The 14,456-nt window shown below is 67.1% G+C and carries 15 protein-coding genes; 8 read left to right on the plus strand and 7 right to left on the minus strand.

All coding sequences use genetic code 11. The features are described 5' to 3' along the window. Window positions 1–226: 226 nt before the first annotated feature. A complete protein-coding gene (locus ACWCPQ_RS21990; RefSeq protein WP_449901723.1) occupies window positions 227–1,321 on the plus strand; it encodes a CobW family GTP-binding protein in 1,095 nt (364 codons plus the stop codon). Here the strand turns inward: ACWCPQ_RS21990 and ACWCPQ_RS21995 are convergent. From ACWCPQ_RS21995 to ACWCPQ_RS22005, 3 genes are read right to left on the minus strand one after another with little or no spacing between them, the layout of a single operon-like run. Further along, the gene (locus tag ACWCPQ_RS21995) at window positions 1,273–1,743 is read right to left on the minus strand and encodes a molybdenum cofactor biosynthesis protein MoaE (protein ID WP_449901725.1); all 471 of its coding nucleotides are present in this window, start codon (window positions 1,741–1,743) and stop codon (window positions 1,273–1,275) included. The two genes, ACWCPQ_RS21990 and ACWCPQ_RS21995, sit on opposite strands and share 49 nt — an antisense overlap. After that, window positions 1,736–2,815, minus strand: a complete 1,080-nt coding sequence (gene moaCB / locus ACWCPQ_RS22000; protein ID WP_449901728.1) for a bifunctional molybdenum cofactor biosynthesis protein MoaC/MoaB — start codon at window positions 2,813–2,815, stop codon at window positions 1,736–1,738. Before moaCB ends, ACWCPQ_RS21995 begins: the two co-directional genes overlap by 8 nt. Continuing rightward, entirely contained in the window at window positions 2,812–4,035 is a 1,224-nt protein-coding gene (locus ACWCPQ_RS22005) for a molybdopterin molybdotransferase MoeA (protein WP_449901730.1), read from the minus strand. The genes moaCB and ACWCPQ_RS22005 overlap by 4 nt, the downstream gene beginning before the upstream one ends. A gap of 135 nt (window positions 4,036–4,170) precedes the next feature. Between ACWCPQ_RS22005 and moaA the strand changes: the two genes are divergently transcribed. Beyond that, window positions 4,171–5,229: a GTP 3',8-cyclase MoaA gene (gene moaA / locus ACWCPQ_RS22010; RefSeq protein ID WP_449901732.1), complete on the plus strand. Its 1,059-nt coding sequence runs from the start codon at window positions 4,171–4,173 to the stop codon at window positions 5,227–5,229. Next, entirely contained in the window at window positions 5,222–5,464 is a 243-nt protein-coding gene (locus tag ACWCPQ_RS22015) for a MoaD/ThiS family protein (RefSeq protein WP_449901734.1), read from the plus strand. The genes moaA and ACWCPQ_RS22015 overlap by 8 nt, the downstream gene beginning before the upstream one ends. Window positions 5,465–5,551: 87 nt before the next feature. Here ACWCPQ_RS22015 and sigJ read toward each other — a convergent pair whose 3' ends face one another. The 3 genes from sigJ to ACWCPQ_RS22030 form a co-directional block, all read right to left on the minus strand. Next, on the minus strand, window positions 5,552–6,493 hold the full coding sequence (gene sigJ / locus ACWCPQ_RS22020; RefSeq protein ID WP_449901736.1) for an RNA polymerase sigma factor SigJ: 942 nt from the start codon (window positions 6,491–6,493) through the stop codon (window positions 5,552–5,554). A 254-nt stretch (window positions 6,494–6,747) separates the two neighbouring features. After that, a complete protein-coding gene (nadE, locus tag ACWCPQ_RS22025) occupies window positions 6,748–7,572 on the minus strand; it encodes an ammonia-dependent NAD(+) synthetase (protein WP_449901738.1) in 825 nt (274 codons plus the stop codon). 11 nt (window positions 7,573–7,583) lie between these two features. Further along, window positions 7,584–8,219, minus strand: coding sequence for a TetR/AcrR family transcriptional regulator (locus ACWCPQ_RS22030; RefSeq protein WP_449901899.1), 636 nt, complete (start codon window positions 8,217–8,219; stop codon window positions 7,584–7,586). A gap of 190 nt (window positions 8,220–8,409) precedes the next feature. Between ACWCPQ_RS22030 and ACWCPQ_RS22035 the strand changes: the two genes are divergently transcribed. The 5 genes from ACWCPQ_RS22035 to ACWCPQ_RS22055 all read left to right on the plus strand — a co-directional run bounded on the left by ACWCPQ_RS22035 (window position 8,410) and on the right by ACWCPQ_RS22055 (window position 13,217). Further along, window positions 8,410–8,979: an NAD(P)H-dependent oxidoreductase gene (locus tag ACWCPQ_RS22035; protein WP_449901740.1), complete on the plus strand. Its 570-nt coding sequence runs from the start codon at window positions 8,410–8,412 to the stop codon at window positions 8,977–8,979. A 538-nt stretch (window positions 8,980–9,517) separates the two neighbouring features. After that, a complete protein-coding gene (gene nrdH / locus ACWCPQ_RS22040; RefSeq protein ID WP_449901743.1) occupies window positions 9,518–9,748 on the plus strand; it encodes a glutaredoxin-like protein NrdH in 231 nt (76 codons plus the stop codon). Window positions 9,749–9,941: 193 nt separating this feature from the next. Then, window positions 9,942–10,394, plus strand: coding sequence for a class Ib ribonucleoside-diphosphate reductase assembly flavoprotein NrdI (nrdI, locus tag ACWCPQ_RS22045; protein WP_449901745.1), 453 nt, complete (start codon window positions 9,942–9,944; stop codon window positions 10,392–10,394). Continuing rightward, complete coding sequence (gene nrdE / locus ACWCPQ_RS22050) at window positions 10,391–12,550, plus strand: class 1b ribonucleoside-diphosphate reductase subunit alpha (RefSeq protein ID WP_449901746.1); 2,160 nt, start codon at window positions 10,391–10,393, stop codon at window positions 12,548–12,550. The genes nrdI and nrdE overlap by 4 nt, the downstream gene beginning before the upstream one ends. A 364-nt stretch (window positions 12,551–12,914) precedes the next feature. Further along, window positions 12,915–13,217: a type II toxin-antitoxin system VapC family toxin gene (locus ACWCPQ_RS22055; RefSeq protein ID WP_449901749.1), complete on the plus strand. Its 303-nt coding sequence runs from the start codon at window positions 12,915–12,917 to the stop codon at window positions 13,215–13,217. 181 nt (window positions 13,218–13,398) lie between these two features. Here ACWCPQ_RS22055 and ACWCPQ_RS22060 read toward each other — a convergent pair whose 3' ends face one another. Then, window positions 13,399–14,397 (minus strand): LLM class F420-dependent oxidoreductase, encoded by a 999-nt coding sequence (locus ACWCPQ_RS22060; RefSeq protein WP_449901751.1) that lies wholly within the window; start codon window positions 14,395–14,397, stop codon window positions 13,399–13,401. Window positions 14,398–14,456: the final 59 nt, after the last annotated feature.

Raw genomic sequence — 14,456 nt, forward strand, 5'->3', positions numbered from 1 at the left:
CGGTGATCCACCGGCCACGGCGCACCATGACAGCCCGCGCACAGCAGCGGCGTGGTGCCGGACGAGCACGAAACCGCACCGCGACCGACAGTCCGGAATCGCGACCGACAACCCGGAACCACGAAACCTCGCATCCGGCCATGCCTCCGGAGCCTGCCCCCTGCGCCGAGATGCTTACGAGGCCCGCAACCCGCGCCGCCGCAGGCGGCGCCGATACTATCGTCCGGTGGCTGAGCGGATTCCTGTGGTGATCGTGGCCGGGTTCCTGGGTGCCGGGAAGACCACCCTGCTCAACGATCTGCTGCGCAACAACCGGGGCACCAGGATCGGGGTGGTGGTCAACGATTTCGGGGCCGTGAACATAGACGCCATGCTGGTGGCCGGGCAGGTCGACGCGATGGTGTCGCTGGGCAACGGATGTGTGTGCTGTGCGGTGGATGTCTCCGAACTCGACGACCTGTTCACCCGGCTGACCGAACCGCGTGCCGGTATCGATGTGATCGTGGTGGAGGCCAGCGGGCTGGCCGAACCGCGCAATCTGGTGCGGATGGTGGTGGGCAGCGAGAATACCCGGATCCGGTACGGCGGGCTGCTCGAGGTGGTCGACGCGGGCGAGTTCGCGGCCAGCCGCGAGCGGCATCCGGAGCTGGCGAGCCATCTCCGCTTGGCGGATCTGGTGGTGGTGAACAAGGCCGATCGGGTGGATCCGGTGCGACTGGCCGGGTTGCGGGCCGAGATCACCGAACTGACCGGGGGCGCACCGGTGTACGCGACCACGCGCGGGCGTATCGATCCGGGCCTGCTGTTCGATCCGCGGCGACGCGGCGAACCGCGTATCGGCGAACAGTTGAGTTTCGACGAACTGCTGGACGATTCCTGTCCCGCCGAGCCGGGCGACGATCACCGGCATCTGCACGACGATTACACGAGTGCGGTGTTCGCCGAGAGCACAGATCTGCATCCGCGCCGCCTGATCGATTTCCTGGAGGACCCGCCCGCCGGACTGTTCCGGGCCAAGGGGTTCGTGTCCTTCGCTGTGCCCGGGCAAGGCCGGTTCCTGCTGCATCTGGTGGGCCGCGCGATCACGCTGGAACCGGCACCCCGGTCCCGGGGCGCGGGTACGGAGCTGGTGCTCATCGGTACCGGCCTGGATATCGACGCGGTTCTGCACCGGTTGCGCGAGACAGTCCATACCGGGCCAGGAGTCCTCGACGATCAGGAGATGCTGGCGGTCTGGCGCTACGTGCCCGATATCGGAGGGGCCGACGACGGTCAGCCGCAGGCGTTGACCCATTCGGAGAGTCCGTCGGCGAACAGCTGACGTTTCCAGATCGGCACCTCGTGCTTGATCCGGTCGACCAGCGTGGAGCAGGCCGCGAAGGCTTCGGCGCGATGCGGTGCGGCCACCGCCGCGACGATCGCCAGATCACCCACCACCAGGTTGCCGATCCGGTGCACGGCCGCCACGGGCAGACCGCTGGATTCGGCGACCGAGGCGCAGCATTCGCGCAGGAACCGGGCGGCCGCCGGATGCGCGGAGTATTCGAGTGCCGATACCGCCTGCCCACCGTCGTGGTCGCGGACCACACCGCTGAACAGCACCACCGCTCCGTAGCGGGTGCCGCGGACGGCGGCGTCGACCGCCGCCGGGTCCAAGGGGAGTTCGCTGATCTCGGCGAGCCGGACATCGGCCGCGGCGAGGACGGGCTCGCCGCCGGGTGTTCCGGTGGACAGGTCAGGCATGTGCGCTCTCGTTTCCGGCATTCCTACCCGGCGGGTGTCCCGGGCGGTCGTTCTCGTGCGCGCCGCGGCCCGCCACCTGGGCGAGCAGGTGCGCCAGCAGCGGTTCCAGCACCGCGATACCGTCTTTCACCCCGCCCGGGGAACCGGGCAGGTTCACCACCACCGAGCGACCGGCGAGTCCGGCGATGCCGCGACTGAGCGCGGCCAACGGGAACTTCGCGGTGCCGCGCTGCCGGATCGCCTCGGCCACTCCGGGCAGTTCCCGGTCCAGGAGGGCGGCGGTGGCCTCCGGCGTGCGGTCGGTGGGGGAGGCTCCGGTACCGCCGGTGGTCACCACCAGATCGGGGTTCGTATGCAACGCGTCGGTCAGTCCGTCGGCGATATCGGCGTCGGCGTAGACGAGGGGCCCGCGCACCGTGTAGCCGAGATCGCGCAGCCACGACACCAGACGCGGCCCGGTGGTATCGGTCCGGGTTCCGGCCGCCGCCCCGGTGGAGGCCACGACCACCACCGCGGTCCCGGCGACATCGCTGCGGGGTGAGAGCGCGTGCGGTCCGGGTCCGGAATGCTCGGATGTGGTATCACCGGTCTCGGCGGTCTGCTCCGCGCGAGTCCAATGGCCGCGTTTACCGCCTTCTTTGCTGAGCAGGCGCACCCCGGTCAGTTCCGCGGCCGGATCCACCGCTTTCACCATGTCGTGCAAGGTGAGCCCGGCCACGGCCACCGCGGTCAGCGCTTCCATCTCCACGCCGGTGGGACCGGTCGTCTTTGCCGTGGCCTCGATGGTGATGCCGGATTCGGTGAAACCGAACTCCACTTTCACCGAGGACAGCGCGAGCTGATGGCACAGCGGGATCAGTTCGGAGGTCTTCTTCGCACCGGCGATCCCGGCGAGCCGGGCGGTGGCGAGTACATCGGCCTTCGGCATATCGTCGGCGCGCACCAGCGCCAGCACTTCGGCGGTGGTGCGCAGTTCCCCGCCCGCGACGGCGATCCGCGCGGTATCGGCTTTGGCACTCACATCCACCATGCGGGCGCGACCTTCGGCATCCACATGGGACAACTCGCTCATAGTGTCCACACTCGCACAGTCGCGCCGGGCGGGAGTTCGGTGATCGCCGCCGGAATATCGATGAGGACGTCGGCTGCCGCCATACTCGCCACGAGATGGGAACCGGGACCCGACACCACCTCCACCGCGTGCGGGCGCGAACCGTTCCAGACCAGCCGGCCGCGCAGGAACTGGCGGCGGCCTTCCGGCGACCGGCGCACCGCGCCCAGCAGCGGCAGTTCGTATTCGGGTACGGGCGCCAGCCCGGAGAGGTGGCGCAGGATCGGGCGGGCCAGGACCTCGAAGGACACCACCGCGCTCACCGGGTTGCCCGGGAAGCTGAGGACCGGGACCCCGTCCACGACGGTGAGTCCCTGGGGCCCGCCCGGTTGCATGGCCACCGAACCGAATTCGCCGCCGAGCGGGATCAGGACCTCCCGCACGACCTCGAAATCGCCCTTGGACACCCCGCCGGTGGTGATCACCAGATCGGCGGCGGCGGTCGCGGCATCCAGCAGCCCCCGGAAATCCGCCGGTTCGTCACCGCAGTGCTCGACGCCGGCGACTTCGACACCGTTGGCTGTGAGTGCCGCGGCCAGCGCGATCCCGTTGGAGTTGTAGATCTGCCCCGGCCGCAGCAGGGTGCCCGCCGTCACCAGTTCGCTGCCGGTACTGATGACGACCGCGCGCACCGGTGCGAAGACCGGGACCCGGGCCACCCCGGCCGCCGCCAGTGCGGCGATATGGCGTGGCGCGAGCATGGTCGCGGCGGTGACCAGTCCGGCACCCGCCCGGATATCGCTGCCCGGCTCCCGGACGAATTCACCGGCCGAGCGGCCGCGTTCGATCCGCACCGAGTTCGAATCGGCGGTCGTGTCCTCCACCGGCACCACACAATCCGATCCCGCGGGCAGCGGCGCACCGGTCATCACCTTGCGGGCGGTACCGGGGGCCAGCGCTTCGCGGCCGGGATCACCCGCGGCGACCACCCCGGTCAGCGGCAGGGTCACCGGGGTGACCGCGACATCCTGTGACCGGACGGCGTAACCGTCCATGGCGGAGTTGCGGAAGACCGGCAGATCGATCGGCGCGTGCTGATCCTCGGCCAGCTGCCGGCCGAGAGCCTCGGCCACCGGGATGTACTCCACCGGCCGGGCGGCCAGCGGTCGTAACAGCTGTTCGATGGTGTCGCGATAGTCGTCCGCCGACCGGACCGGACGACTGGCGGGCCGAGAGATCATAGGCCCAGACTAGTAGCGAGCACTGGTCGATCGCCGCCCTCGGTACCGGCGGCGACGCGCGGGCGGGCGGCCTCTGTACCGGCCGATACCGCCGAGCGTCGCTACGGCGGCGGACCCGGCGTACATAATGGAGGCGTGACGCTGGTCGAAATGGGGATCCCCACCGTGCGGTCCGGGCGCCCCTCACTCGATGGGCGTCCGGAAACGCCGCTGCTGGTGGATCGGTTCGGCCGGATCGCGCGGGACCTGCGGGTGTCCATTACGGAGAAGTGCTCGCTGCGCTGCACCTACTGCATGCCCGAGGAAGGCCTGCCCGCGATCCCGGCCGACGAACTGCTCACGGCGGCGGAGATCGTCCGCCTGGTCGCCCTCGCCGTCCGCGAACTGGGGATCGGTGAGGTGCGGTTCACCGGCGGGGAACCGCTGATGCGCCGAGATCTCGAGGAGATCGTGGCCGGCTGTCATGCGGCCGTGCCACAGATACCGCTGGCCATGACCTCCAACGGGATCGGTCTGCGCCATCGCGCCGCCGATCTGGCGGCGGCCGGGCTGAGCCGGGTCAATATCTCGCTGGACACCGTGGATCGCGCCGGTTTCGCCCGGCTGACCAGGCGCGACCGGCTGGATTCGGCGATGTCGGGTATCCGGGCCGCCGCGGCGGCCGGGCTGGCTCCGGTGAAGGTGAACGCGGTACTCATGCGGCAGACCCTGGACGGTGCCGCGGACCTGCTGCGCTGGTGTCTGGACGAAGGATGCGAACTGCGGTTCATCGAGGAGATGCCGCTGGACGCCGACCACGAATGGGCGCGGGCGAATATGGTGACCGCCGCCGAACTGCTCGAGGTGCTCGGCACCCGCTTCCGGCTCACCGCGGCCGGTCGCGAAGATCCGTCCGCCCCCGCCGAGACCTGGCTGGTGGACGACGGTCCCGAGACCGTCGGCATCATCGCCTCGGTGACCCGCAAATTCTGCGATACCTGCGACCGGACCCGGTTGACCGCCGACGGGATGTTGCGCTCCTGCCTGTTCAGCGATCAGGAGTTCGACCTGCGGGCGAGTCTGCGCGCCGGGGCGAGCGACGAGGAGTTGGCGCAGCTGTGGCGCGGTGCCATGTGGCAGAAATGGGCGGGCCACGGGATCGACGCCGAGGGTTTCGTCCCGCCCGAACGCACGATGGGAGCAATAGGTGGTTGAGGTCCGTTACTTCGCCGCCGTGGCCGACGCGGTCGGCCGGGACACCGAAACCCTGGACCTACCGGCCGGTGCCACGATCGCCGACCTCCGCTCCCGGCTCACCGAGACCTACGGCCCCGGCCTGGACAAGATGCTCGCCGTCTGCGCGTATCTGATGGGCGACGAACTGACCCGGGACACTACGGCGACACTGGCCCCGCGCGTCGACGTCATGCCCCCCTTCGCCGGCGGCTGATCCGACCCGGCGGCGGCGGGCCGGGCGCGCGTCGACGCGGTACGGCGCCGGCTCGGCGCCACTGACAGCTCCGTGCGGTGACGTGGGTCACGCCGGCTGGGCCAGGGGTGCTCCGTGCGCGTACGTGGTCCACTGGTGGTTGGCATAGACCAGCTTGTCGGGGTTGACGAGGCCGTGCAGAGCGGCGATACCGTCGATGGTGACCTGCAGGACCAGGATGCCGACGATCCGATCCTCGGACACCAGCACCAGCGCGGGCATGCCGTTGACGATTGCCGAGAACATCTGGGGCCTGCCGCCGAGTTTGTTCCAGGTGCCGTTCGAGGGCTTGATCGCCAGACGCACGAACCGCGCGATGCGCTCCGCGCCGATGAGCGGCCGGTTCAGCGTCGCGACGAATTCGCCGCCGTCACCGATGATGGAGGCATCATCGGTGAGCAGTGTCACCAGCGTTTCGGTCCGCCCGCTGACCGCCGCGGCCAGGAATTCCTCCACGATCCGTCGGGCGGCGGCTTCGTCGACCTCGATGCGCGCACGTTCGGTCGCGAGATGTTGTTTGGCGCGGCGGTAGATCTGCTGGCAGTTGGCTTCGGTGATGTCGAGCAGTTCGGCGATCTCGTGGTGCGGGTAGCCGAAGGCCTCGCGCAGCACGTAGACGACGCGCTCGTTGGCGGTGAGCCGCTCCATGAGTGTGAGCATGGCGATCGATACCGATTCCCGCTGCTCCACGGTGTCGGCCGGGCCCAGCATCGCGCCGCCGGCCAGCACCGGTTCCGGAAGCCACTGCCCCACGTAGGTCTCCCGGCGGGCGCGGGCGGAGGTGAGCTGATTGAGGCAGAGGTTGGTGAGCACCTTGGTCAGCCACGCCTCGGGCGTCTCGATGTGCGCACGGTCGGCGTCTTGCCAGCGCAGGTAGGTCTCCTGCACCGCGTCCTCGGCATCGCCGGCCGAGCCCAGCAGACGATAGGCGATCGCCTCCAGGCGGGCCCGGGAGCCTTCGAACAGGTCGGCCTCGTGCGTGAGCAACATGCGGATATCGTCGGTCACCGATACCGGGCACGTCCACTCCTCACCTGGCACACCCTGGGAATTCACCCGACGATGCGGCCCGTTCGGAGTGCGTTACGAGGCGTGAGTGACAGAGGCGAGACGGCAGCCCATCGGCGGGTGCGCCGACGTGGCCGCACCCGCTCGACACCGATCGGGTCGGTGGTCTCGGTTGGCTGTGCGGCCGGCCGCGCCTCGATTCAGCCGAGTCGGCGCACGCCGTGGCCCGGCTTCGTTCAGCGCCACCAGTCGTCGAGCGGAGTGACCGGAACGGCCCGCTTGTGCCGGGTGTTGCGGAAGATCGTTTCGATGCGCTTCGCCACCTCGTCGGTGACGTCCTTGCCCTCGAGGTAGTCGTCGATCTCGCTGTATCGCAGGCCGAGTGCTTCCTCGTCGGGAAGAGCGGGGCGATCGTCCTCCAGATCGGCGGTGGGCACTTTGGACGACAGTCGCGCGGGTGCGCCGAGTTCTGCCAGCAGTGCCGCACCCTGTCGTTTCGACAGACCCGTCAGCGGGGTCACGTCCACCCCGCCGTCACCGAATTTGGTGAAGAAACCGGTCACCGCCTCGGCGGCGTGATCGGTGCCGACCACCAGCAGGTTCTCCTGGCCGGCCAGCGCGTACTGGATCACCATCCGTTCGCGGGCTTTGATATTGCCGCGCACGAAATCTCGTAGTTTGCCGACCTTGAGCGCCGAGGCCACCTCGGCCGCCACGGCATTGGCTCCGGGCCGGACGTTCACCACCACCGATTCGTCGGGCGCGACGAATGTCATGGAGATCCGGGCATCGGCCTCGTCGGCCTGGACACCGTAGGGCAGTCGTACCGCGACGAACCGGGCCTCGTGGCCTTCGGCGCGTAACTCCTCGGCGGCCAGCTGGCAGAGCCGCCCGGCGAGGGCGCTGTCCTGGCCGCCACTGATGCCGAGCACGAAACCCTTTGCCGGTGTAGCGCGCAGATAGTCCTTCAGGAAATCGACGCGGCGCCGAACCTCGTCCTTCGGTTCGATGTTCGGCAGCACACCCAACTCGGAGATGATCTGTTCACGCAGGTTTCCCATGCCGGATCACTCTACTGCGCGGCCGGATCGGCTACGCGGCGAACAAGGGCTTCCCAGTTGTCGCCGATCTGCTCGCGGCTGTGGCCGAGTGTCCGGATCTGATGCAGGACCAGGGCCGCGCCGAGTGCGGCGAGCAGCGCGTCGGCCAGCAGTGCCGGATCGCCGGCGGCTCCCGCGTCCCGCAGCAGCATCGTCACATGGGTTTTCAGAACCAGGTAGGGCCGACTGCTGTAATGGTTTTCGGACGAGCCGAGTTCGGCGGCCCGATGCAGTTCGCCCTCCACTTCGATATCGAGCAGTCGCGCCCGGCCGAAGGCGACGAGTCGCTCCACCGGTGGAGCCCCGGGCCCCAGCGGCGGCGGTCCGAAGATGAACGCTTCCTGGGCCAGTGTTTCGGAATGGTCCAGCAGGGCGTACATGAGACCGGTGCGATTGCCGAACCGCCGGAATACGGTGCCCTTTCCGACGCCGGCCCGCTTCGCGAGTGCGTCCATGGTGAGCGCGTCGACTCCGTGTTCGCGGACGAGTTCCTGCGCGGCGTCGAGCAGTCGGCGCCGGTTGCGGGCCGCGTCGGCGCGTTCGGCCGGTTCGCCGGCACCGGGTAGTGCGGGGCCCACCCGCTGCGGCGGTTGCACCTGGAGTGCCAGGGGTTGTGCCGAGGCCGGTTCGGGTTCGGGCGTATGGCGCGGTTCGGCCGGGGGTCCGGAGTCGGTGGAATCCGGACTGAGTGTGTCGTAGTTCACGGCGCTGTGCGTCCCTCCGGAGGAATGTAGCGGACCGTGGTCCGGTTAGTCTGGGCAGTGGGATCGTCACACAACTAGTACCGCAGGAGTGAACATGAGTCAGACCCGTATCGTCGCCCTCGTAGGCAGCCTTCGGGGCGCCTCGATCAGCCGGCAGATCGCCGAGGCGGCGGCCTCCACCGCGCCCGCGGGCGCCGAGGTCTCCATCTACGAAGGTATCGGTGATATCCCGTTCTACAACGAGGATATCGACGTCGCGGGTTCGGTTCCGGCTGCCGCCCAGGCGCTGCGCGACGCGGTCGCGGCGAGCGACGGGCTGCTGTTGGTCACCCCGGAATATAACGGCACCCTGCCCGCGGTACTGAAGAACGCCATCGATTGGCTGTCCCGGCCCTACGGCGCGGGCGCGATCAGCGGTCTGCCGGTGGCCGTGCTCAGCGGTTCGATCAGTCCCAATGCGGCCAAGTGGGCGCATGCCGACGCGGTGAAGTCCGTCGGTATCGCCGGCGGGAAGATCGTCGAGGAGGCGCATCTGCACTACGCCGGCTGGGGTGAGCGCTTCGCCGCCGGCCATCCGCGCGAGGATGCCGACACTCAGCGCGAGCTGACCGAATCCGTGCGGGTTCTGGTCACCGCTGCCAGCGGGGAGCTCGTCTCCGCCTGATCTCCACAGTGGTACGCGAGGGCCGCCCCGTCCGACCGGACGGGGCGGCCCTCGCGTTTCCGATCGGTCGGTTTCGTACGGGACTCCAGGGCCTGCTGGGGTGCGGAGCGACTGGTGTGACAGGCGTAATCTCCTGCGTTTGCTGAAAGAGAACTGGCCCGGCAAATTTGTGATCTGGACCACGGTGAATCCGGCGTGTCGAGTTGCTGTCCTGCGGCTTACAGCGGTGAAATCACATGGTTGTGACTCGCAACATCTCGTGTTGTTTCTTTCTGTCGGCCACTAGGTGTAGTGTCATCGATGCCTGGAGACGGCGGTGCAATCGGCCCGCCGGCACCGGGTGGAACCGGCCCGGACGTGGCGTTTCAGGGTCGGTCCTCGGAGTTTGCGCAGATCATCCGATCGTGCCGATACACCGCACAACACAGACGGGTCACCGGCTGGATCAGTCATGCGGTGAGCTCGGACCTGAGGGCGGCGGACCGTCACCACGAAGGACCGCGAACACCGCACATAGGCACAGGAGAGAGGGACTCGAATGATCACCGTGTACACCAAGCCCGCGTGCGTCCAGTGCAACGCCACCTACAAGGCCCTCGACAAGGCCGGGGTGGAATACGAGGTCGTCGATATCTCCGAGAACGCCGATGCCCGCGACTTCGTGATGGCCCTCGGCTACCTGCAGGCTCCGGTCGTCGTCTCCGGCGACGAGCACTGGTCGGGCTTCCGGCCGGATCGCATCAAGGCACTGGCCACCGTCGCCGCCTGAGCGCGTCAGGCCCGGAGGCGGCAACGCAGTGTCACCACGAAGGGCCCGAGCTCGGGCGCAATAAGCACAGCCTGAGCGCGTCAGGCCCGGAGGCGGCAACGCAGTGTCACCACGAAGGGCCCGAGCTCGGGCGCAATAAGCACAGCCTGAGCGAATATCGGGCCCGAACCGCTCCGGGAGCAGGGGAGGTGAGATGTCGGAATCGCATTCGCTGGTCTACTTCTCCAGCGCTTCGCAGAACACACACCGATTCGTCGAGAAGCTGGATATCCCGGCGCTCCGGATACCCCTGCACACCACCGAGTCCCTGCGCGTCGACGAACCCTACGTGCTGATCGTCCCCACCTACGGGGGCGGTCGCCACGTCCTGGGTTCAGCGGCCCGCCCGGACAAGGAATTCGTACCGCGCCAGGTCGCCAAGTTCCTCAACGATCCGCACAACCGCGCACTGCTGCGCGGGGTGATCGCGGCCGGGAACACGAACTTCGGCGACACCTTCTGCTTCGCAGGTGATGTCATCTCCCGCAAATGCGGGGTGCCCTACCTGTATCGCTTCGAACTCATGGGAACCGCCGAGGACGTCGCCCGCGTCCGTGAGGGATTGGGATTGTTTTGGCAGCAACAACGACAGCACCAGCAGGTATGACCGCCCGGCTGGAGCAGCCCCCGCAGCGCACCGGCGAATCCGGCGAGGTCTTGGACTACCACGCCCTCAACGCGATGCTGAACTTGTACGGTCCGGACGGCGAGATCCAGTTCGACAAGGATCGCGAAGCCGCCAACCAGTACTTCTTGCAGCACGTCAACCAGAACACCGTCTTCTTCCACAATCTGGACGAGAAGCTCGACTACCTCGTCGAGGAGAACTACTACGAGCCCGAGGTGCTCGACCGGTACAGCCGGGCCTTCGTGAAGAAGCTGTTCCAGCAGGCCTACGCCAAGAAGTTCCGGTTCCCCACCTTCCTGGGCGCGTTCAAGTACTACACCTCCTACACCCTCAAGACTTTCGACGGGAAGCGCTACCTGGAGCGTTTCGAGGACCGGGTCTGCATGGTCGCGCTCACCCTCGCCGCCGGTGACGAGGTACTCGCGGGCATGCTCGTCGAGGAGATCATCGACGGCCGGTTCCAGCCGGCCACCCCGACCTTCCTCAATTCCGGTAAGAAGCAGCGCGGTGAACCGGTGTCCTGCTTCCTGCTCCGTATCGAGGACAATATGGAGTCCATCGGGCGCTCCATCAACTCCGCGCTGCAGTTGTCCAAGCGTGGCGGCGGGGTCGCGCTGCTGCTCAGCAATATCCGTGAGCACGGCGCCCCGATCAAGAAGATCGAGAACCAGTCCTCCGGCGTCATCCCGATCATGAAGCTGCTCGAGGATTCGTTCTCCTACGCCAACCAGCTCGGTGCGCGCCAGGGCGCGGGCGCGGTGTATCTGCACGCCCACCACCCCGATATCTACCGTTTCCTCGACACCAAGCGGGAGAACGCGGACGAGAAGATCCGCATCAAAACGCTGTCGCTGGGTGTGGTGATCCCCGACATCACCTTCGAACTGGCCAAGAAGAACGAGGACATGTACCTGTTCTCGCCGTACGACGTGGAACGTATCTACGGCAAGCCGTTCGCCGATGTCGACGTCACCGAGAAGTACTACGAGATGGTCGACGACAAGCGGATCCGCAAGTCCAAGATCAAGGCGCGCGAGTTCTTCCAGACCATCGCCGAGCTGCAGTTCGAATCCGGTTACCCCTACATCATGTTCGAGGACACGGTGAACCGGGCAAACCCGATCGCCGGCAAGATCACCCACTCGAACCTGTGCTCGGAGATCCTGCAGGTCTCCACCCCGTCGATCTACAACGACGACCTCACCTACGCGCAGGTGGGCAAGGACATCTCCTGCAACCTGGGGTCGCTGAACATCGCCAAGGCGATGGATTCCCCGGATTTCGCGCGCACCATCGAGGTCTCCATCCGAGCGCTGACGGCCGTCTCCGACCAGACCCATATCCATTCGGTGCCCTCGATCGAACAGGGCAACAACTCCTCGCACGCCATCGGCCTGGGCCAGATGAACCTGCACGGCTACCTGGCCCGCGAACACATCCACTACGGGTCCGAAGAAGGCCTGGACTTCACCAATATCTACTTCTACACGGTCGTCTTCCACGCTCTGCGCGCCTCGAACGCGCTGGCGCGCGAACGCGGTACGTCCTTCGGTGGGTTCCCCGAGTCGAAGTACGCCAGCGGCGAATACTTCGACAAGTACACCGATCGGGTGTGGGAGCCGCAGACCGAACGGGTCGCGCGCTTGTTCGCCGACGCCGATATCCACATCCCCACCCAGGACGATTGGCGGGAACTGAAGGCCGCGGTCATGGAACACGGCCTCTACAACCAGAACCTGCAGGCCGTCCCGCCGACCGGTTCGATCTCCTACATCAACCACTCCACCAGCTCCATCCACCCGGTGGCGTCGAAGATCGAGATCCGCAAGGAAGGCAAGATCGGCCGCGTCTACTATCCGGCCCCCTACATGACGAACGAGAACCTGGACTACTACCAGGACGCGTACGAGATCGGCTACGAGAAGATCATCGACACCTACGCCGCGGCCACCCAGCACGTGGACCAGGGTCTGTCGCTGACACTTTTCTTCAAGGACACCGCCACCACCCGCGATCTGAACAAAGCCCAGATCTACGCCTGGCGCAAGGGCATCAAAACCCTCTACTACATCCGCCTGCGGCAGATGGCGCTGGAGGGCACCGAGGTCGAGGGTTGCGTGAGCTGCATGCTGTGAGGTCCCGGCCGCACATCTGACGCGGTAACCGGCGATCGGCATCGCTTCCGTCGTCATCGGAGCGGGTGCCGATCGCCCTTCCCCATACCCGCAACGGGCGACCTGTCGGCGAACTGCGCCCGATCGTCGCAGGTCACCATCTGACGACCGCCGAATCGAAAAAGCGGCTCGTCAGGTTCGCGAGCACTGCAAACGCTTCGGATGAGCGCGCGGAAATCGATGTCGCATTCGAAGAGGACAGACTGGATGACCGAACCGGGGGGCAAGTTCCGCTACCCGGTCGGTCTATTGGACTACCTGTGTACTCATCGACCTGGCCACCATCGCTGAGGTAGATCTTCCGATCCAGCCGAAGATCAGCACGGTGACGCTCGCGGAATTGGGCTCGGGCGTGGCAGTGGCATCGAATGCGGAAACGCTCGCTCTTCGTACCGAACGACTTCTGGAGATCGAGCACGCTTTCGACGCACTGCCTTTCTCCTCCACCGCGGCGCGGCGGTTCACCTCGATGGCGAAGCTGGTGCAGACGGCCGGCCGGAGCCCCAAGCCACGCCGGATGGATCTGATGATCGCCGCGATCGCCTCGTCCAACGATATGCCGCTGTTCACACGTAATGCAGACGACTTCAAAGGTCTGGAGCCGTTGCTGACCGTCGTCGCGCTCTGAAGGTTCCAGCACGGAGTTCGATCGACCGTCGATCCAGACTGTCGGCCCAGCGGCCGGCCCGTCTTCCGCAGCGCAGACGACGGTCCGGCCGGGCCGAATGTGCCGCCCGGCGGTCGGGCCGGACGGAACGGCAGTGTCAGGTCGTGTCGTGAGACGGCCGGAGCGAAGGTATGGGTGCGACTCAGTCGGCGAGCGCGGGGAGCACCTCGCGTTCGAAGAGTTCGATACCGCTGGTGTCGTAGGCCGCCTCCGGGAAGTTGAAGATGGCGTAGCCCAGACCGCGGTCGCGGACAGCGGACAGTTTCTCCACGATCTGTTCCGGCGTGCCGACCGCCGCGCCGCCGTTGTTCAGGTTCTCGACGTAGGCGCGGGCCTTGTCCTCGCCCAGTACCGGGGCGATCCGGGCGACATTCGCAGACTTGCGCTGTTCGACCTCGGCCTCGGTGGCACCGATCGCGACATTGAAATTGGCGCTGCGCACGATGGCGTCGAAATCGGTGCCGACATCGGCGCAGTGTGCGCGCAGAATCTCCGATTTGTGGGTGAACTCGTCGGGGCTGTTTCCGGCGAAGTTGGTGTAGTTCGCGTATTTCGCGGCGATACGCAGGGTTTTCTTCTCGCCACCCCCGGCGATCCACAGCGGCAGGCCGCCGTCCTGCGCGGGTAGCGGGCGCACGATCGCGCCGTCCACCTGGTAGTACCGGCCATCCAGGGTGGCGGTGCCGGTCTGCCAGGCCTGGCGGAAGATCTGAACGCCCTCGTCCAAACGGCCGAGCCGTTCCCCGGCGCCGGGGAAGCCGTATCCGTAGGCGCGCCATTCGTGTTCGTACCAGCCCCCGCCGATACCCATTTCGGTGCGGCCCCCGGAGATGAGATCCACCGTCGCCGCGACCTTGGCCAGGTAGGCCGGGTTGCGGTAACTGATCGCAGTACACATCTGGCCCAATCGCACCCGGGACGTGGTGGCGGCGAAGGCCGACATCAGACTCCAGGCCTCATGCGTGGCGTCTTCGGTGGGCTCCGGGACGGTGTGGAAATGGTCGTACACCCACAGCGACTCCCACACCGGGTTCGCGTCGGCGCGGGCCGCCAGACCCCGCATCACCTCCCAGTGGGTGCCGGGTTCGAGACCTACCAGGTCGAGACGCCACCCCTGCGGGATGAAGATTCCGAAGCGCACAGCACTCTCCTCAGATGTCGGGCCCGGGGGCCGTCGCGAGATATCTCGACCTCCACTCT

This window comes from Nocardia sp. NPDC001965, from assembly GCF_053594175.1.

Coding starts and splice junctions, on each gene's coding strand:
- ACWCPQ_RS21995 (WP_449901725.1), bottom strand. CDS start 1,743: ATGCCTGACCTGTCCACCGGAACACCCGGCGGCGAGCCCGTCCTCGCC.
- moaCB (WP_449901728.1), bottom strand. CDS start 2,815: ATGAGCGAGTTGTCCCATGTGGATGCCGAAGGTCGCGCCCGCATGGTG.
- ACWCPQ_RS22005 (WP_449901730.1), bottom strand. CDS start 4,035: ATGATCTCTCGGCCCGCCAGTCGTCCGGTCCGGTCGGCGGACGACTAT.
- sigJ (WP_449901736.1), bottom strand. CDS start 6,493: ATGTTGCTCACGCACGAGGCCGACCTGTTCGAAGGCTCCCGGGCCCGC.
- nadE (WP_449901738.1), bottom strand. CDS start 7,572: ATGGGAAACCTGCGTGAACAGATCATCTCCGAGTTGGGTGTGCTGCCG.
- ACWCPQ_RS22035 (WP_449901740.1), top strand. CDS start 8,410: ATGAGTCAGACCCGTATCGTCGCCCTCGTAGGCAGCCTTCGGGGCGCC.
- nrdH (WP_449901743.1), top strand. CDS start 9,518: ATGATCACCGTGTACACCAAGCCCGCGTGCGTCCAGTGCAACGCCACC.
- nrdI (WP_449901745.1), top strand. CDS start 9,942: ATGTCGGAATCGCATTCGCTGGTCTACTTCTCCAGCGCTTCGCAGAAC.
- nrdE (WP_449901746.1), top strand. CDS start 10,391: ATGACCGCCCGGCTGGAGCAGCCCCCGCAGCGCACCGGCGAATCCGGC.